We start from the raw sequence: 20,080 nt of genomic DNA, 5'->3' as shown, positions 1-20,080 counted from the left end.
TATATTTTTTCGCAAAGAGAAGATAATAACAAATAAATCCATTAAAGAATGGGAGCTCTCTAAAAATGAAACGAAAAATATTTTCTCTCTTTGCATTAATCTGCTTAGCACTACCAATACAAGCTAGTGCATACACATTTCAATCACTACCAATTGCGTCAAAGTCTAAACAGTGGTATATCGAAATTGACAAATCTCATAACTCAAACAAGCAAGCCGTGCAGCCAAAACAAGGTGTATATGATACGTATAGTTTACTCTTAAAAAATATTGGTAATGATGTTGCAAATGTATCGGTGGAAATACTTGATAACACACCTACATCTAAAGCTACCTTTAATCCTACTTCATCTAATAACAACGTTTCAAAAAGTCATACAAGCTTTGACTACATGGTATTCCCATTAGACTTTAATAGCCATAATTTTAAAGTTGTCATTACTTGGGAAGAAAAGAATTTCTCTTACAACGGTCATCCAGTACATGAGAGTAAAAAAATGAAGCAAACATTTGTGTTTAATGAAGAGTAAGTCCTAATTTGATTAGGGCTTACTCTTTATTTACAAAACCCGATTGAATTGCTTCTGTCACTTCTTTTGCAATATGTATTTTTGTAGCGTCTACACAGATTTTTTTGTCCCAAACATGTACGGAAGGCTCTTCATTAGACAAATGCTTAATTAAGATGAATCGATTATATGTCATTTTATTTTCTATAGGAGTAGCAATATACACCGTGAAATTCCTTGCTTCAAATACCTTTTCTCCCAAAACGTATTTACATCCCAACTCATGTACTACTAAATCATGTAGATTTTCTATAGTCATATACCATTCCCCCTTTTTGCCTACATAATCAATCGAACCGCCGAATACTTGGTACAGACAATGCCATTCCAATTGTTATGAGTACTAAAATAGCTAGCATTATAATTGTTATCTTTCCACCTATTACAGTAGCTAACCAGCCTACCACCACATACCCTAATGGTAATAAAGCAAATGAGCCTAACATATCAAGACTTGCCACTCTTCCAAAAGCTTCTTCTGGTACAAGCTCTTGTAAACTTGTTTCCCAAATAAGCCCAAATATCATAATACCGAATCCTTCAATTGCCATTAATCCAATTAAGGCGGGTGCCCAAGAAACGAAAGGCATAATTAATAACGCCATTCCACTAATTAAAACACCACCATACGCAAGTAATCCTCTCTTATGCCACCGCTGCCTCCCACCAAAAATTAGTGCTGCAATTACAGCTCCAGCACCAGAAGCAGCCATACCTAAGCCATACACGTAAGCTTCAAAATGATGATGAACATTAAACAACCATGGAATTAATACAACGATAATGCCTGCATAACAAATATTAACGAAAGAAAAGACTAGAATGGTAATCCACAACCACGGATGACTTTTTAAAACTAAAATACCTTCCATAAACTCTTGTTTGTAATCGATCTTACTCTTTTCAATGGGTTTTACTTTTTTAAACTTAATTTCTTTTAAAAATAATAAACATAAAAACGATAACAAATACGTTGCTGCATCTAGTCCGAAGCCTATCCCTGCAGATGTAACTGATACTATTAACCCACCAAGTGCTGGGCCAATTAATCGTATTCCTTGATTACTCATTTGCGTTAATGCATTAGCTGCATTTCGAATTTCCGGTACAAATACTTTCGCTCTTACAGCTGAATACGCCGGCTGAAATATCCCTTCCATAAGTCCATATAACGCTACGAGTACATATAGAAGTGGAATTGTTAAAACGTCCATAAATATAAGCGTTGCAAGTAATAGCATTAATATGCAGCGGATTATATCTGTAAATAACATCAATTTCACCCGGTCAATTCGATCCACGACTAATCCAGCAAACGGTAACGCAAGAATATTAGGAAGCATGTACATTGCCATAGTCATTCCCATTACAACTGTTGAACCAGTTAATGAATACACAACGACTGGCAGAATAACCATCGTTATCGAACTACCTAAAGTCGAAAGTAATTGCCCAATCCATAAAAACTTAAAGTGCGGTGACACTTTAACTGGCAATAACAATTTACCGACATAACCTAAATTTTTCTCTGTTGGTATTTCTCCTTGCATATCTCTCTCCTCTTTTCAAATTAAGTTAATACCAAAAAACAAACACAGAAAATTCAATCTTTAATAACTTTAATTATATATGAAACTGTTAAATTATTGGTAGAAATATAAAAAAGAACATCATAATGAATCTACACATATTACGTGTTGAATATAAATAAAAAAGGTGTTTTCATATATGAAAACACCTTTTTTATTTATAATTTTAAGTTCTTCTTCAATGTCCAATATTTTTCTGGAGCATTTTCAAGTGAGAATTCTACCCAGCCATTTGGATCTTCACGATATACGTTTACTTTTGTACCATTTTCTAATTTTCCAACTTCATTTTGTGTAACGTTTGGTACACTCTTAATTGGGTTGTTAAACGGGAATGGAACTTGATAGTAAGACCCTACCGACTGAACAGTAGTTTTTGCGTCTTTTGCATAATCTTTATATGGAATTGTTTCGCCTAATGCATCTACATTTAATGTATTAGGGTTTTTCGGTAATCGTTTGACATTTTGATAATCCTTGTTATTGAAAGGCTTAATACGTTCCATAATATTAGCAATTTTGCCAGCCCATTCTTTATCAGTTGAATACATTACATTCATCGCAGGTAATGTGTAACCTTTGAAATACTTAGCACCTTGTTCTAAGTAATTCTTTCTCACATAATCAGCATTGTATGAAATACTTAATCCATAAGATGGTAAATATTTTGCATGTGCGAATGGATCCCAATCATACGCTCGTAGTCCAAATAAATTATGTTTACGATATGCAATTTCTGATTTCCCGTATCCAGACTCTAAGATTGCATGTGCTGCTAAATATAAAGAGTTCACGCCATACTCGTTTTGCGCTTTAATAAAGTCTTGTCCAACTCCAACAAGCGGACTATCGGGATGATATCTTTTAATATAATTATCAATCTCTTGAGCTGTTACATTAGAAGGTAATGTTACATCTAAATCGATATATGATGCCATGGCGTTATATAAAAATTGTGCATATTCTTCACGTGTTAAAACACCTGTTGGATTAAATGCACCTGCTCCATTACCTGCAGCAACACCGTTAGACTCTAATGCACTAACCGCTTCATTTGCCCAATGATCTTTCGGAACATCATTAAATGTATGATTAGCTTTTACTTTTAGTTTAAAGGCTTTCTGTAAAATTACAGCCATTTCAGCACGAGTTAAAGATTCTTTCGGTCTAAATGTTCCTTTACCATCACCTACGAAAATCCCCATATCTGTTAAAGCTAAAATTTCTTTTTGGAACATTGTTGTCCCTTCGTTAATATCAGAGTATGGATTTTTATATTCGCTTTTCGCTTCTGGTTTTAATGCACGATATATTAATGCGGCTACTTGCTCACGATTTACAACATCCCCGAATCCAAACTTACCATTATCATATCCTGCAATAATTTCTTTTGATGTTAAATTAGTAATTGCTTTATACGACCAATGATCTTTCGGAACGTCTGGAAATTCTTTTTCAGCTGCAAATGAAGTTGCCGGAGCCATCACTACTTGAAGTGCGACTGTCACTGCTAACACATTAGAAATAACTTTTTTCATATTTTTTAACACGTTATGTATATGCTTATCCCGTGTTAACTTGCCTCCCTTTATAATAAAATTTTCCCTATCAAACTAACAAACTCTTAATTAGTCAACAGTAAAAGTATACGTGATACAAATAAACTAATCTACCATTATTTTATTTATAATCAGCATAATACGATATATCTTTTTATTTTGATACAAAATTATATAAACTCATATGAAAAGCCCATCTCTATATAGAAGATGGGCTTAGCAAAAGATGTTTTTATTTAGCCAAACGATATTTTGAAACATTGAAACCTTTCCACTCATAATAATCTAAAATACCAGCATAAACTGCTTCAGCAGCAATTTGTCTTCCTGATTCTGAAGCCAACTTCTCATAATCTGCACTATTATCTAAAAATGCTAGTTCAGTTAATACTGCAGGCATCTCATTTTCTCTTAGTACATAAAAGTCTTCTGGTTTCGCACCACGATTTCTTGTATCTAGAGCTTTAACTACTCGTTTTTGTATTTTCTCTGCTAACATACGACTATCTTTTTCACGTTCAGTTAATTCTTTCGTTTCAGATCCTTTATAATAAAAAGTCTCCGTTCCATATCCATCATGATTGTTAGAGCCATTTGCATGAATACTTATAAAAATATCTCCATTATGCTCTTTCGCGAACTCTACACGGTTTTTAAGGTCCTCAGGTTGATTTTCACCAAGACGGATATCCGTTTCACGTGTTAACAACACATGGAATGGAGTATTTTTATCTAGTAATTTTTGTAATCTTTTCGATGTATCTAATACAATATCACTTTCATATAATCCTTGTGTCGGCTTCCCAGAATCTTTCCCACCATGACCTGGATCAATAATAATTACTTTTCCTTCTAATGCATCTGGAATTTTAAGAGAATCTGATTTTGCAATAAATTGCGCTGCTTCTGCCTTCGTTACAGTTTTATTAGGTAGCCAAGCTGTACTAGTTACACCTTGTGAAATATTCAATTCTACTAAAATGTTCGCTTTATCTTTTCCCCAACTAGGATTTAAATCTGCAAATTTTGTTGGTAATGGTTGTTTTACTTTCGCATCTAATTTATACGCCCCAACAAGCATCGCTGCCATAGAAACTCGGTCAATTTTACCGTCTGGATCAAAAATCCCGTTTCCTTTCCCTGCAATTACTCCTGCTTTTTCTACAGCGGCAATAAATCGAGTTGCCCAATGAGTTTTAGAATCTGTAAAGGTTGGCTGAGCCGCATTATCAATCGGTAACTTTAAAGTTTGCGCAATAATTGTTGCTGCTTCTGCACGAGTGATTTCTTTTCCAGGCTCGAACATTCCTGCATCATTACCTTTAATTGCACCTTTCTCTACTAAATAGTAAATAGAACCTTCTGCCCAGCCCCCTGCTGGGACATCTGGAAATGTTTTTGTTTGTGCGAAACTACTAGATGAATAAGATAATATACTAGCTGCAATTATTCCTGCTGCGATTATTCTATTTTTCATAGAATATATTCCCCTCTCAAGTACAATGTTTTTATGTAACAGACTAATTATAGTTCTGAAAATTAGTAATAGTCAATCGAATTTTGTATAATTTTGTCTTATTATTGTATTTTTTGGAACAAATAACTATAGTTAAACTATAAGATTCTTATTATATAAGAGGAGAGATTCGTATGAGCACGAATTGGAAAAGCGTCGAACACCGCATTTATACAATGTGTATGATTCAGCATAATAACGAAGTATTACTAATACAACGGCCGGATCATCTAGGCTTCCCTGGTTACATCGCTCCTGGCGGTAAAGTAGATTTTCCAGAAAGTATCGTTCAAGCTGCTAAACGAGAAGTAAAAGAAGAAACTGGATTACTTGTTTCAAATTTAACTTTTAAGGGATTAGATGAATACGTAAATCCGAAAGAAAATGTTCGATATATGGTATTTAACTATTGGACAGATTCATTTGAAGGTGAACTCCTTTTGAATCCTCCTGAAGGCGAATTATTATGGGTGCCAATTGATACAGCACTCAATCTTCCTATGCAAGATTGGTTTAAAGAGAGATTCCCATTATTTTTTGAAAAAGGTACGTTTGAAATTCAGCGTGTTTGGGACCAAGACTTGGATAAACAAGTTGCTATGACAATTACCCATACGTAAAAAAGCTTGGAATCTCTCCAAGCCTTTCTTACTTTCCCTCTATTTTCTTAATCTCATAATCAATTTCTAAAAAATTAACTCCAAATATCCACATTCTATGATTAGCTTCTAATATTCGATCCTTTCTCTCTTTAATAATAAAAGTCTCTGCTAATGGTAAGCGTATTGTAAAGAAGCGGGTATGTAAGTATATCCCTTCATCTCCCTTACGACGCTCTCTTAGCTTACTTGTAATCATTAACTGGTTCGTATCATTGTACAACTTCAAAATACCAGTCATATTCGAATATGGTAAAGGCAATGCGATATTCATATATGTCTCGTTCTTGTATGCATGCTTTGAATAGAGGGCTACAAAAACAGACTCTCCTGCTTCATTTTTTCTTAGCCAAGCCCTTACATTCTCTCTTCCATCCTTCTCATCTATTATCCCAATGATAGAGCCATGCATCGTTTCCCACTTGCCGCCCATTCCTAAATGTATTTGTCCTACACGCTTACTCATTTTCTCATAACAAAATGCAACCGGGCGGAACCAACGAGTCCATTTAATATGCGATTGTAACTCATACTCTTTTGTATTTTCATAAAAACGAATAATACTTAAAGGAATCTTCGTCATGTCAAATGCCTCACTATGAAAATCATTCATTTTATCAACTAAACCTTTGTATTCTTTGCTATCTATTAAATTTCTGTTATGTAAAAATGCTTCACCAACTGTCGCATTTCCTCTTAACCTGCTCATTGTTTTCCCGTAATATTTATAATTCGGAGTACTCTTTTCAATCATCCAACCAAGAAAAGCTGGTAACGCTACTCCAATTCCATTTACAACACCGTGAATCCAGACCATTTGTGCAATTGTAATCGTCATTACTTGTTTGAAATTCCCGTATGAATATATGAGTGAAAACATTATTGTTACCATAAGTGTACTAGAAGAAAGAACTAAAAGTACCTTCGCACTTATAGTATTGAATTTCGTTCTCCACACGTAAACTCCATATCCATAAATGGCACATAAATATATGAACACTGCAAAAAATTCAAATACCCTCGAATACGTAATTCCTATTGCAACTGTCATTGGAGAAATGACGATGATAAACATAATAGCATCATATAACTTACTTCCCTGTTCTCTTTTTCTTCCAAGTAAACCAGCTGATAACGGCAATAGAAATGCCGAATAATGAAAGTGTGCCGCTGTAAGTAAAACAATGTCAGAACTAAAGTGCATAATTGAAACCTTTGCTACTGAAGCAAAAAACCAAAAACCACCTAAAAACAAATAAATAAACGCACTATCTATAGCTACTTCTTCTAGAGGCTTCCATCCTCTTTCTAGCAATCTACTTACACCAAATAATGCAACGATTCCTGTATATACAAACCAAAGTAGCGCAAAGAAAAAGTAATTTGTTACGAAAGCTAGCATTGCACTAACTGCTGCAATTGGATATAAAAGCGATACAAATTTATAAAATAATACATACGATCCATTTCTTGTTTTCTTATCAATAATGCAAAATGACATCGGTATAAATAACAAAATAGATAACAATATGATTGCTTCAACAGGATTTACATTCGACCACTCGTATATTAGAAATATAATATAACAAGCAAGCCCAAATAGTATATTTTTCATCTCGTTTATTTCCTTTCCACAAATGTTCCCTTATATGAAAATAACGAACCAATTAACGGATTCCGTACTTGTACATGAATTCGAAAACATTGCAGTGCATCATCATAACTTTCAACAATTTTTGCCTCTCCATATAAAAATTTTGGTAACGGGATTTTTCTACCAAACATATAAAACCATTGTTTCTTTGAGGAAATATGTATCCCGCCTTTTTCATCAATATAGAAATTCAATGTAGAAACGAGTATATGTGGCTCACCAAAATAATCTACAATTTCATTATTCTCTTCATCCAACTTCATAACAGCGTTAAAATATCTTTTCTTATTATGAAAATAAAAAGTACGATTCCACCGTACAAATTCTTTCCCCTGTCCATCTCGCTCAGCGGTATTATGTATCACAAACGGAACTTTTTGCCCTCGCTCAGAGAAAAACATACGGAACTTCGATGTAATTTTTAATATTAATTTAACGAAAAAAGATCCTCCATAAATTTCATCCATTTCCCCTTCCCCAATAAAGCTATTTTCCTTTGTTATCGCATATCGTTCCTGCAATTTTGGATGAAGCCTTTTATAAGAATCCCCTAATAATCTTTCATAAATATTAACCATATACTTATCCCTTTCTCGTCCTCTTGCAATTTTTTGCGCTTGGCAAATTAGTGCTATTTATATAACCGACAATCGATAACCCTATTAGAAGAAAATTTAATGTAATCGGATTAAACGGTTGCGTAAAACTAGCGATATTCGTCGATCCTGCCGCTAATGTTAAAACTATCAACAATATAATATGCAATATAAATAGTTTTCGCTTTTGAAGTGGCAATAGCCACATAACACCCCATATTATTTCTAAAAATCCAACTATTTTAAGTATAAAAATACTACTTTCATTCGATCCGATTAGTGCAGAAAGCATCTTTACTTCTTCTGAATGAGTAAACATCAATTTCGGTACAATCCCTTGATATAACCATACGAAAGCAAATAAAAAGCAAACTAGCCAATACGTCATCGTTCTTCTAATTAGCAACTTTGGATGAAGTCCCTTTTCTAACCATAATTTTAAAGCATCAAAACTCCATGCTGTTGCCCAACCTAATAGTGGACGAAAAATATATAAATCCATCACATTTCCTATACGACCAAACCTTGTATCATAATCATATTGCGTTTCAAAATGAATATGTTCTCCATTCGGGGTATACTTCCAATAACCACGCCCAATTTGTATAAGTGATAATTGATTGTCTGTCCAAAATTTCAAAGAGGAAATGCGCTCCCCAGTTTCTTTTCTTATTTCACCTATCGATTCCCCTTCTCCGGCTATTTCAAGACCAAATCCGATCTTTGTTTTATATAAAAACTTCTGTGGTTCTCCCTCTTTTTTTTCTAAATACGAAATTTCAGTAAAACGAGCATCCCATTCTGTATGTATATCAGGCTCTTGTGTATATGCCCATAGTTTCTCCATTGTTGTGTTCATTTCTGTTGCTACATAAATAGGTTTTTTCTTCCCCATCCTTCCACCTCCCATGCGCTATATTTTCAATGTACATGCAATGAATTTATTTTGCTACATTTTTCACAAACTAATTTAATAAAAAGATAGAATTTCAAAAAAATACAAAAAACACTTGATTCCCTGAAAAATTTAAATTATTATAAAACAAATGTTACCAACAACTTCATAAATCATACACTCTCGCCTAAAACGTGAGATAGAGGTTGCAACGCTTATAAGTATTCTAAAGGAGACACAGAGATGTCTATGATTTTAGAGGAAAGGAAGTGTTGCCGAAATTGATAAATTTCTCTGCATTTATCAATTGGGGCTGTTTTCGAATAGAAACAGAACTGTCATATGTACAGACGTGTACGTATGAAGAGCTATCTACAAAAAAGAGATATCATTTTTATGATATTCCTTTTTTGGCGGTTTTTTTATTAGCTCCGTTTTCTGTTTCCCTTTTCCTGTAACAGCACCATCCTCACTTATTTGAGATGGTGTTTTTTGTTTTTCTCTCTGGTAACTACAGGAATATTGGGATTTGTATATGTCCTAACCTATTCTTAAAAATGGACGAAAGAAGGAATTCGTAATGGAAACGATTGTACAAAAATTTGGCGGTACTTCTGTCGGAAGCGTCGAACGCATTCAACATGTAGCAAATTTAATTATTGAAGAATATGAACGAGGACATAGTATTGTCTCTGTCGTTTCAGCAATGGGAAAAAGTACGGATAAACTTGTAGCACTTGCTAACGCTATTACTGAGAATCCAAGTAAACGTGAAATGGATATGCTCCTATCTACAGGAGAACAAGTAACTATTTCATTATTAACAATAGCACTACAAACAAAAGGTTATAACGCAATTTCATTAACAGGATGGCAAGCTGGTATTACGACAGAATCTGTACATAGTAGTGCACGGATTACTGACATTAACACCACTCGTATTCAGTCTTACCTTACTGCAGGCACGATTGTTATAGTAGCTGGTTTCCAAGGAATAAGTGAAGAAAATGAAATTACCACACTTGGCCGCGGTGGCTCCGATACGACTGCTGTCGCATTAGCTGCTGCACTAAAAGCAAAAAAATGTGATATTTATACGGATGTGACCGGCGTATATACGACTGATCCACGAGTTGTACAAGATGCTTATAAATTAGATGAAATTTCTTATGACGAAATGTTAGAGCTTGCCAACCTCGGTGCTGGCGTATTACACCCACGCGCTGTTGAATTTGCTAAAAATCATAATGTAATTTTAGAAGTTCGCTCAAGTATGGAACAAGAAAACGGAACAATTGTAAGGGGAGAATGTAACATGGAACAACAATCAATCGTTAAAGGTATTGCATTTGAGGATAATATTACACGTGTCACAATTAAAGGGTTAGAACAAGGTGCACTTTCAACAGTTTTCTCTACATTAGCAGCAGCACATATTAATGTAGATATTATTATTCAAAGTATTACAAATGAAGGAACTGTTCACCTCTCCTTCTCAATCCATTCTAATGATTTAAGAGAAACATTAGAAGTATTGGAACAAAATCAAGAAGCACTTCACTATGAATCTGTAGAACATGAAAATCATTTAGCAAAAGTATCAATTGTAGGATCTGGTATGGTATCTAACCCAGGGGTTGCTGCGAATATGTTCACTACTTTAAAAGAAGAAGATATTCATATTAAAATGGTAAGTACATCAGAAATTAAAGTATCTGTCGTTATTGACCGTCTTCATTTAGTAACGGGTGTTGAAGCACTTCATCAATCATTTATGGCGAAAATTGAACCTTTAGTGCAGATGAGTTAATTTCCACCGGTAAAACTTTAAAAAATATATGAATCTATTTCCTTCCTATATAAATAGAAACAGGGTAGGACTGTTTTGTGGGAAAGTCGAAGTTATTCTATCGAATAGCAATTACAGTATCAAATTCTTGAAATGATAGCATTCACGAAATAAAGTTCTCGCATATTTCAATAGTAAAGGGTTTACGAAGTGTTATTCGTTAACAAGATTTTATATACTATGCCCGAAAACACCTTGTCACATTTTCCTACACTGTGACAAGATGTTTTTTGTTTAGAAGAGATTTTAGTATAATTATAAGGATAATTAAATAATAAATTTATACATAAAAGGAGATAAAAACTATGGCAAACAACCGATTACTACGAATGGACAATGTCAGCATCGTTGTAGAATCACTTGATGACGCAATCTCTTTCTTCGAGGAGATTGGCTTGAATCTCGAAGGGCGAGCTACTGTTGAAGGTGAATGGGCTGGTCGCGTAACCGGATTGGGTACTCAGTGCGTGGAGATTGCTATGATGGTTACGCCAGATGGCCACAGCCGAATTGAACTTTCGCGATTTCTCACCCCACCTACTATAGCAGACCATCGGACAGCTCCTGTAAACGCCCTCGGTTATTTGCGCGTCATGTTCACCGTTGAAGACATTGACGAAATGGTATCGAGACTGACTAAGCATGGTGCTCAGCTCGTTGGTGAAGTAGTTCAGTATGAGAACTCGTATCGACTCTGCTACATTCGTGGAACCGAAGGAATTTTAATCGGTTTAGCGGAAGAACTCGGTAATAAATAAGTAAGTGATGTTTTATAAAAAGCCTTTACTGAAATATGCATTGCTGAAGTAAAAATATTTGAAGAAAATTCTTATTCAATAAAACTTAGATTTTCAACCCCGTCCTAACTTTAGAACGGGGCTATACTCGTTTGAGCTTTTAAAATTAAATAACTTTATTATCATTTTACACATAGATTTCAAGACTCTATACAAACAGCTTTTTAACATATTACCTATATATAAAAACCGCTATAAAACAATTAAATTATTCGCAATACCTTTTCCTAGGAAATATAACGGACTCTTCTCACTTCTTATCATATATATCTTTCCCTTTAAATAACGAGCGAAATTCATTCAAAATAACTTTCTTCACATCGGAATAAAAGACCATCATGAATAGCGCAGCCCCTAATAAAATCTCTTGAATTCCTTCGTAATCAATGAAAGCACTCATAATTAGCAAACCAAATCCAATATAAAAACCAAACTCATTCTCTTTCTCAAAATCCTCATCTTCTTCATCAATATGTATTTTCTCTTTAAAGTTTTGATTCCCTTTTATTAATTCATCGAGCGTAACGTTGTACATTTCGCTCAATAAAATTAAATTATCAATGTCAGGGTAACTTTTATCATTTTCCCACTTATACACCGCTTGCCTCGTCACCCCAATTTTCTTAGCGACATCCTCTTGTGAAAATCCTTTTGATTCTCGTAATTTTTTTAATTGTTCTCCCAAGTTCATAACGCCCCCTCCTTTAACAAATTATTACATAAAAGGAGATAAAAAAGAAAGAAACTATTAGTAACACTCACTGTAAACCAGCAGTTTACACAATAAAAAAGGGAGAGTAACTCTATTTTCGAGCCACTCTCCCTCATATTTCTATTAAAACAAATGAATGTTTTCTTTCTTGCAAGCTTCACGTAAATCGTCAGGCCATACAGAAGATTGGACTTCACCGATATGCGCTTTACGTAAGAAGTACATACACATTCTTGATTGGCCGATACCACCACCAATTGTTAATGGTAGAACGTCTTCTAAAATACCTTTATGGAAATCGTACTCACGTTTGAAATCTTCACCTGTTTTCGTTAATTGCGCATCAAGTGATTTACTATCAACACGAATTCCCATTGATGATAATTCGAATGAAGCTTGTAGTACTGGGTGCCAGAATAAAATGTCACCGTTTAATTTCCAATCATCATAATCTGCTGCGCGTCCATCATGCTTTTCACCTGAACGGAGTACATCACCAATTCCAATAATAAAGACTGCACCATGTTCTTTCGCAATTGCATGTTCACGATCTTTCGGTGTTAATTCTGGATATTTATCTTCCAGTTCTTGAGAAGTAATGAAAACAATTTCTTCTGGTAAATACTTTCCAAGGAACGGATACTTTTCAAATAAGTGATCTTCTAATTCTTTGAATATTCCATAAATTGTTTGTACTGTTTTTTGTAAGTAATCTACAGTACGCCATTCTTTTTGAACGATCTTTTCCCAATCCCATTGGTCAACATAAATGGAATGCGTTGCATCAAGTTCTTCATCACGACGAATCGCGTTCATGTTTGTATATAAACCTTCACCAGCTTCATATCCGTATTCATGTAATGCGGATCTTTTCCACTTCGCTAGTGAATGCACAATTTCTAATTCTTCTCCTGAATGTAACATATCAAATTCAATTGGGCGTTCTACACCGTTTAAGTGATCGTTTAATCCTGATTTTTTCGTTACGAATAATGGTGCAGATACGCGGAATAGTTCAAGACGTTTTGCTAATTGATCCTCGAAAAATGTTTTAACTTCCTTAATTGCGATTTGAGTCTCTCTTACTGTCATTAATGATTGATACATGGTGGTTTCCTCCTAAAATGTTTGGATGTTGTGAAAAGAAGCCAACAAAAAAAGCCCTTCTTTCCCAAAAAACTGGGACGAAAGACTTTGGTTCCGCGGTACCACCCAAATTAGCAACAGAGGTTGCTCACTTATACAGTACGGAGATCAAAAAATCTCGATACTGTTCTTCTTGTAACGGCGAAGTTCCCGGCTAAGTCTACTTTCCTATAAAGGATTTCGGTTAGCGACTCCAGGAGGTTCTTCATAATAGGCTTCGTATCAGGCTCACACCGTCCCTGACTCGCTTAAACTACATCCTACTACTACTCGTCCTTTCATAGTCGTTTTATTGTCACATCTCTGAAACATTTTATTAATGATTATTCTATACAAAAAATAGATAAAGTCAACAAAAAGTTTTAAAAAATTTTTCAATTCTTTATTTTATGCCTTTACCGATTGTTCTTAATATAACATTTTTATTTCCTTTGTCTCTTCAATCCAAAAAACATTTCACTAATTGAAACTAACATATATACAACAACTAGTGTGATTGTTCGAAATATAGAATCCGCAGTATTTCTTATTATTTTCATTTTCTTTATAATTCCTTTCAGTTTACTTGCAATTTCATGATATACTATAGCATTCAAGCAGTTTGTTTTTATTTAAAGCAAGCATAGTCATTTATCGATAGTATTTTTCTAAAACATTGGCTATTATCAAATCAGATTTTTTATATAACGGAGTGATCATATGAGTAAAACGAAAGCAAAACCGAAAAAAGGTGTAGGACAAGGTACAGGAAGTAAAGGATGGAACCGTTGGCAATCAAGTGCGAAAAAGAAAGCTGCAAAACCATACAAAAGTAAAGGTACAAAGAAATAAAATAAATAGTGGGAGATGAACAACTCCCACTGATTAAAGTTTCACTTTATCTCTTTACTTTGTACAAAACAAAATATAATTATTACAACAAAAAAGCTATGCTTTCATCTCTATGAAAGCATAGCTTTTTCCATATTAAATCATAAGAATATCGCGGATTTCTTCCTCCGTAATAGAAGATAACTTCTCTTCTCCTGGCTCGATAATTTCAGCGATTAAATTTTTCTTACTCTCTTGTAACTCGTGCATTTTTTCTTCAATTGTTCCATGTGCTACTAACTTAATCACTTGCACTGTATTTTTTTGTCCCATTCGATACGCTCTATCCGCAGCTTGTTGTTCAACAGCTGGATTCCACCACAAGTCGTACAATATAACTGTATCTGCACCTGTTAAATTTAGTCCTGTTCCACCAGCTTTTAACGAAATAAGAAATAGATCCCCTTCTCCTTCGTTAAACCGATTGCATAGCTCTACACGTTCTTGCGCTGGTGTACTCCCATCTAAATAAAAGTATGGAACTGCTTGACGATTTAATTCACGTCCGATTATCGAAAGCATCTTCGTAAATTGGGAAAAGATAAGAATTCTCTTCCCTGTACTTCTGCATTCCTCCAAAATTTCTAGCAACTGATCAAATTTAGCTGAACTACCTTTATAGTCATCAACAAACAAAGCAGGATGACAACAAATTTGCCGTAGTCTCGTTAAACCAGCTAAAACCCGAATTTTATTTTTACGTAACGTATCTTTATCCAAATGTTTTAACGTTTCTTCTCTTAACTTTGCTAAATAAGCTGCGTAAAGCCTCTTTTGATCTGGTAAAAGTTCTGATGATTGTAAGTGCTCAATTTTTTCTGGGAGTTCATGTAATACATCGCCCTTTAACCTTCTTAACACGAAAGGTTTTACCCGCTTCGCAATATCTTCACGTCTTAAATCACCGAACTCTTTTCTTCCCGGTAATAATTCTGGGAAGACGACGTGGAAGATAGACCATAGCTCTTCTAATGAATTCTCTACAGGTGTTCCCGTTAATCCAAAACGGTACTCTGCTTGAATCGTTTTTACTGCCTTCGCAGTTTGCGTCGTATGATTTTTAAACGCTTGTGCTTCATCAAGAAATAACGTATGAAATGGCTGCGCATATAACCTTATATCTCTTCTCAGTAAAGGATATGACGTAATTACTACATCAAATTTCGTTATATCTTTTAAAATTTTTCGGCGCTCTGCTTGATTTCCATCGGCAATAACTGCTCTAATATGTGGAGCGAATTTTTTTAACTCGCTAAGCCAGTTGTAAACGAGGGACGACGGAGAAACAACTAATATAGGCAGTTTCTTCTCTCGAATTTCCGGCAAAACAGAGTCTATAAAAGCAATACTTTGCAACGTTTTCCCCAGTCCCATATCATCAGCTAAAATGCCGCCAAAACGATAATAGGCAAGTGTTTTCATCCACTGGAATCCGTATGTTTGATACTCCCTCATTATCGCATCTAAGCCACTTGGCACCGCAAACTTCAGCTTTTTAGGGTTTTGAATGTTCTCTACCAATTCTTGAACAGACTCATCTAAACTTAATACGTTTCCTTCTTGCAGTGAATTCATCCATTTCACACTACGAATAAGAGGGACATCTATTTCTTCGCCCTTTAAAAATTCTTTTCGAATACTAGATTCTTTTATAAACTGATTAATATCATTAAACTCTTTACTCTCAAGTGATAGTAGAGCACCACTTGCTAAACGATAATATTTCCGTTTCTCCTCAAGAGCGACTAATACCCCTTTAATTTCTGCCTCTGGAATACCTTTTATATCAAAGCGGAATGATAACCAATCAATTCTCTCTTTCCTTCTAACTCTTATAAGAGGAGCTGTGTCTCCCTTATGAATTCGTAATTTGATGGCTGACGTCGCATAAATATCAACTAAACCTTTTAACGTTGGAACAGCATGATATAAAAAGTTATACTCAGCTTCTTCATTATGCATAAAATAACCGCCTTCCGTTTTCGCGAAGGCACTTTCACTCATAATGTCTAAAATCTCTTTTTCCTTTTTCTCATCACGATTAAAAACAGATGGCTGCCCATCCTCTTCTAACGGATTAATCACGACGTTTCCATAATGAAATTCGAGACCTGCTAACAAACGATTTTTCACTCGATCTAAATACAATTTTGCTTTTAGCGAAGGCGTTTCAACACGATCTGATATTACTTCATCAATTCGCACAGTACCAAGCTTCATTAACCCTGGTACAACTTTTGCTACAAAGTGTTCCATCTTATCTGCTGGAATATACAATTGGTTACTACTAGAACGATTCATCATTTTTTGTAATTCGATAAGCCGCTTACAATCCTCAGCGTTCAACTGATACAGTTTCCCTCCAAATAGAGCATAACTATACGTATCCATTACTTCTACTTGTTGTAAGCCGTCAATATAAAGTGTAAACCCACCGTTACTCCCTTTATTAAACTCAAAATGTAAAGGAAGTAGCCCTTTTGAAATTTGTAAACCGTGAAAAGATTTTCCATCTTGATTAAGTCCCACAAACTCAACTTTAGAAAGTAAAGAAAGCATATCCTTCCATGAAGCTGGCGGTATTAAAATCATACTATCATCTTGTTTTGCATGTACTTCCAGTGTATCCTCATACATTTTTTCATTATGATAAATTTTAATGAGCTGCTGAATAATCGCATCCGTTTCTTGCTTAAAGCTATGTACATCCGGTGTATATGTAAATTCATTCGAACAATTATAGGACTCTCTTTTCTCCACATTGGAAAGAAATTCTCTAATATGATTTACAAAATACATCTTGGCGAGTTTAAACTGAATACCTAGCAGTGCCCCACCATTTTTCGTAACTACTGGCGTACATATAAATTCAACATGAAGTATTTCACGTGTATCAAAACGGTGTTGTTTACTTTTTGGTCTTAATGATTTTTCTGCAAATAAATGAAACATCCCGCTTGTTAATTGATCATTTCCACTCATATTCCCGCTACTAATAGGCACCATTCCACCGGTTTGCTGATTATAATTTATTTGTATCAATACTGCCGCAACATGTTGACAGTATGTTTGAAAAGATGCTAACGAAGGACAACTACATTTCGCAACAACATCACCTTTTTTAGCTTTTTCTACTGTAACATGAAAATCTTCGTTCCCTTTTACCGTCGCTTCGCAAATTTCTTTATTTTCATCATAATGATTTATTATTACTTTATTTGATTTATAATAAGCTTCGCCTCTTTTATATGAGGTTTCTCCGCATACTTCTTTAATAATCGATTTATTTAATGTAAAACCCATTGTTTTGACACTTCCTTACTTTAAAACCAGTTTCTCTTAACTAACATTTTACATGCTCCAAGAGAAAATATAAAATGTAGATTTAATAAAAAAAGATGCTTGTATATAAGCACCTTTTTTCACTCTATCTCCATCAACCGTTTCGCCTCAAAATACAACACTTGAATAAATTTCTTCGTATTAATTCGTATATGGCCAGAAGTTGCTACTTCATCCTTTGTCATTTCTGTCATTCGTTTTCTAACTACAGTGAAATCAAAAAATTTCGGAGCATAGCTTTCAAATTTCGGATTTGAAAAGTCTGTTAATCCAAGGGAAGCTAAGTGATTTAACGATTGATAAATCGCTCTACGTACCCTTTGTTCAGATGCTTTTCTCTCCTTATCTATATCTGCATCTGAAGCTATATTCTCTAATTTTCTTATAGTTATATGGTGAAAGATATCTTTTAGCGCAGGAAATCCAAATTCAAACGTTTGCTCTTTTTCTTGTCCATATAAATATTCCAACATACTAAGTAAATCTTTACTTCCATTCTCTCCCGCAATACCGAGTTCTGATAATAAATAGCGCCCTAAATCTGCTATTCTTTTTCCTTCTTGCATTGGCTCATTTCGAACTTGCGGCTGTTCCCACTTAAAAACGTTATTCAATGATTTTTGAATATCATGTATAGAGCGCTCTAAACGAATACGTTCCATTACTTTACGTACAACAGACATAACCTCAATTTTATTCAATGGTTTTGTAATATAATATTCAACACCAAGTGTATACGCCTCACCAATAAGCTGTTTCGATTCAACTTGAGAAATCATAATGATTTTCCCTGTAAAGGAGGACGCAATATGGCGAACTGTTTCAATCCCATCTCGCATTGGCATTAATAAATCAATAAATAAAATATCTACTTTTTTAAAATTTAGTTGATCTGCTTCAATAAAAGCTCCATCTTCCGACTCTCCAATTACTTCCCCAAGATCGCCATCTTCAATAATTTGTGAAAGCATGGAGCGGAAAACTTCATCATCATCTACGATATAATAAAACAACTTCATTCTCCTTCCCGCTTTAAACTGCACTCCGGTAAACAAACGATAAACTTACACCCTCCGCCAGTTTCTCGGTCTTCTAATCTCACTTCTCCACCTAGCTCTGTTACCATTTCGTTTATGTAAGAAAGTCCAATACCTGTTGAAGGTGTTCCCGTTTGATCATACTTTGAAGTAAATCCTGGCTTAAATACTAATTTTTTATACTTCTGTGCAATACCAGGACCATCGTCAATTACTTCAAAGAATATATGTTTATCTCGTTTATATAGCTTAATAATAATGAGACCTCTACCCTCAATTGCTTCAACTGCATTTGCAACTAAGTTATTAAAAATCGATAAGACCGTGTACACATGATATTCTGCATGCTCACCTTCTATATGTTCCGAAAAACGTATATCTTTTTCTAACATTTCAGCGTACTTCTCATTAATTCTTACAATCATTTCCGCTAATTCATGTCCTTCTACATACTCAGCCACATTTTTATCTAATAACAGTTTAGATAGTCCTGCAAAAATTCTTTGATTATCCTTTTTGATTTCGTGCACTTCTCCTGCTATTTTTAATGCTGTTTTGCTATTTAAATCATCGTTCGCTTGTAAGTTTCGATATAGTTGATATGCTTCTTGTGTAATTAACTCGGCATTTTGTAACGTTTTTTTCAAATGGACAGATTCCACATATAAATTAGAGAGGTACATTAACATATTTTCATTTTCTTTTCGAACTTGTGATTCTTTCAATTTTGTTTCATATAAATTCATCATATTTAAAAAACCAAGTGCAAAGAAACTACGGAAAATAGCAATAATAATTAGTTTATTCACTTCAGAAACTGTTATCGTTGTCCCCAGTACTAACATATGATAAAACGCAAGTTCAGACATACTTGCGATAATTTCAATTGTAATTCCAAGACATCCTACCACAATTGGCTTCTGATGAAACTTATTCACCCTACAAAGCGAAAAAAGACTTCCATAAATAAAATAATAAAAGAACACAGGATAACGCAAATAAAATGATTCTGTCATATGAAATGACCCTTGCAATACCCAGTCAAGACATACACGAAATAAGACTACAGATATACCTACAAGAATACCTGCAGCTGCTGCTGGCACTCTTCTTAAAAATAGTAATAAAAAGAAGAAAAGCGGTGTCCCGAAACTAACGCGAAACATATCATTAAAAGGATGAAAATTCAGCTCTCCAGCAATCGGAACAACAACCATTAATATAATTAAAAGATACATATCTTTCTTCCATAATTGATTCCAATTCAAAGGTGCCACTTCCTATGCTTTT

The 20,080-nt window shown here is 34.5% G+C and carries 17 protein-coding genes, 1 riboswitch and 1 other annotated feature; of the genes, 5 read left to right on the top strand and 12 right to left on the bottom strand.

The features are described from left to right. Positions 1-65: 65 nt before the first annotated feature. Positions 66-530, top strand: coding sequence for a hypothetical protein (locus MR155_RS08675; protein WP_002086342.1), 465 nt, complete (start codon positions 66-68; stop codon positions 528-530). A gap of 19 nt (positions 531-549) precedes the next feature. Here MR155_RS08675 and MR155_RS08670 read toward each other — a convergent pair whose 3' ends face one another. From MR155_RS08670 to MR155_RS08655, 4 genes are all read right to left on the bottom strand, one after another. Next, positions 550-828, bottom strand: coding sequence for a hypothetical protein (locus MR155_RS08670; RefSeq protein ID WP_002135550.1), 279 nt, complete (start codon positions 826-828; stop codon positions 550-552). A gap of 28 nt (positions 829-856) precedes the next feature. Beyond that, positions 857-2,119, bottom strand: a complete 1,263-nt coding sequence (locus MR155_RS08665) for an MFS transporter (protein ID WP_242309251.1) — start codon at positions 2,117-2,119, stop codon at positions 857-859. A gap of 197 nt (positions 2,120-2,316) precedes the next feature. Then, positions 2,317-3,696, bottom strand: coding sequence for an S-layer homology domain-containing protein (locus MR155_RS08660; protein ID WP_242309249.1), 1,380 nt, complete (start codon positions 3,694-3,696; stop codon positions 2,317-2,319). A 253-nt stretch (positions 3,697-3,949) separates the two neighbouring features. Further along, a complete protein-coding gene (locus MR155_RS08655; RefSeq protein WP_113938093.1) occupies positions 3,950-5,194 on the bottom strand; it encodes an N-acetylmuramoyl-L-alanine amidase in 1,245 nt (414 codons plus the stop codon). Positions 5,195-5,367: 173 nt separating this feature from the next. Here MR155_RS08655 and MR155_RS08650 point away from each other — a divergent pair, with 173 nt between their 5' ends. Further along, entirely contained in the window at positions 5,368-5,853 is a 486-nt protein-coding gene (locus tag MR155_RS08650; RefSeq protein ID WP_002135545.1) for an 8-oxo-dGTP diphosphatase, read from the top strand. Positions 5,854-5,881: 28 nt separating this feature from the next. Here MR155_RS08650 and MR155_RS08645 read toward each other — a convergent pair whose 3' ends face one another. From MR155_RS08645 to MR155_RS08635, 3 genes are read right to left on the bottom strand one after another with little or no spacing between them, the layout of a single operon-like run. Beyond that, the gene (locus MR155_RS08645; RefSeq protein ID WP_242309246.1) at positions 5,882-7,507 is read right to left on the bottom strand and encodes a YndJ family protein; all 1,626 of its coding nucleotides are present in this window, start codon (positions 7,505-7,507) and stop codon (positions 5,882-5,884) included. A 5-nt stretch (positions 7,508-7,512) separates the two neighbouring features. Beyond that, the gene (locus tag MR155_RS08640; protein WP_219301970.1) at positions 7,513-8,124 is read right to left on the bottom strand and encodes a DUF4166 domain-containing protein; all 612 of its coding nucleotides are present in this window, start codon (positions 8,122-8,124) and stop codon (positions 7,513-7,515) included. 4 nt (positions 8,125-8,128) lie between these two features. Beyond that, positions 8,129-9,037, bottom strand: coding sequence for a DoxX-like family protein (locus MR155_RS08635; RefSeq protein ID WP_113938089.1), 909 nt, complete (start codon positions 9,035-9,037; stop codon positions 8,129-8,131). Positions 9,038-9,229: 192 nt separating this feature from the next. Then, positions 9,230-9,416, top strand: a riboswitch (Lysine riboswitch). Between the two features lie 201 nt (positions 9,417-9,617). Here MR155_RS08635 and MR155_RS08630 point away from each other — a divergent pair. Then, positions 9,618-10,847, top strand: coding sequence for an aspartate kinase (locus MR155_RS08630; RefSeq protein ID WP_113938088.1), 1,230 nt, complete (start codon positions 9,618-9,620; stop codon positions 10,845-10,847). Between the two features lie 344 nt (positions 10,848-11,191). After that, positions 11,192-11,644, top strand: a complete 453-nt coding sequence (locus tag MR155_RS08625; protein ID WP_113938087.1) for a VOC family protein — start codon at positions 11,192-11,194, stop codon at positions 11,642-11,644. A gap of 289 nt (positions 11,645-11,933) precedes the next feature. On the opposite strand, the gene MR155_RS08620 is transcribed toward MR155_RS08625, so the two are convergent. Then, positions 11,934-12,374: a helix-turn-helix domain-containing protein gene (locus MR155_RS08620; protein ID WP_061688938.1), complete on the bottom strand. Its 441-nt coding sequence runs from the start codon at positions 12,372-12,374 to the stop codon at positions 11,934-11,936. A 144-nt stretch (positions 12,375-12,518) separates the two neighbouring features. Next, positions 12,519-13,502 (bottom strand): aspartate--ammonia ligase, encoded by a 984-nt coding sequence (asnA, locus tag MR155_RS08615; RefSeq protein ID WP_113938085.1) that lies wholly within the window; start codon positions 13,500-13,502, stop codon positions 12,519-12,521. Positions 13,503-13,572: 70 nt separating this feature from the next. After that, positions 13,573-13,832: a binding site (T-box leader), on the bottom strand. 408 nt (positions 13,833-14,240) lie between these two features. Here asnA and MR155_RS08610 point away from each other — a divergent pair. Beyond that, a complete protein-coding gene (locus MR155_RS08610) occupies positions 14,241-14,372 on the top strand; it encodes a DUF3934 family protein (RefSeq protein WP_000047589.1) in 132 nt (43 codons plus the stop codon). Positions 14,373-14,507: 135 nt separating this feature from the next. Here the strand turns inward: MR155_RS08610 and MR155_RS08605 are convergent, their stop codons facing one another. The 3 genes from MR155_RS08605 to MR155_RS08595 all read right to left on the bottom strand — a co-directional run bounded on the left by MR155_RS08605 (position 14,508) and on the right by MR155_RS08595 (position 20,067). Further along, positions 14,508-17,714, bottom strand: coding sequence for a DEAD/DEAH box helicase (locus MR155_RS08605; protein ID WP_219301967.1), 3,207 nt, complete (start codon positions 17,712-17,714; stop codon positions 14,508-14,510). Positions 17,715-17,833: 119 nt separating this feature from the next. Then, positions 17,834-18,766, bottom strand: coding sequence for a response regulator (locus MR155_RS08600; RefSeq protein WP_219303707.1), 933 nt, complete (start codon positions 18,764-18,766; stop codon positions 17,834-17,836). Between the two features lie 2 nt (positions 18,767-18,768). Beyond that, positions 18,769-20,067: a sensor histidine kinase gene (locus MR155_RS08595; protein WP_242309243.1), complete on the bottom strand. Its 1,299-nt coding sequence runs from the start codon at positions 20,065-20,067 to the stop codon at positions 18,769-18,771. Positions 20,068-20,080 lie beyond the last annotated feature (13 nt).

Origin of the sequence: Bacillus cereus group sp. BfR-BA-01331, assembly GCF_022663915.1 — a bacterium.
Taxonomy (GTDB): Bacteria; Bacillota; Bacilli; order Bacillales; family Bacillaceae_G; genus Bacillus_A; species Bacillus_A mycoides.
Note: the sequence above shows the minus strand (reverse complement) of the source record. Positions and strands in the feature narration are given on the sequence as shown.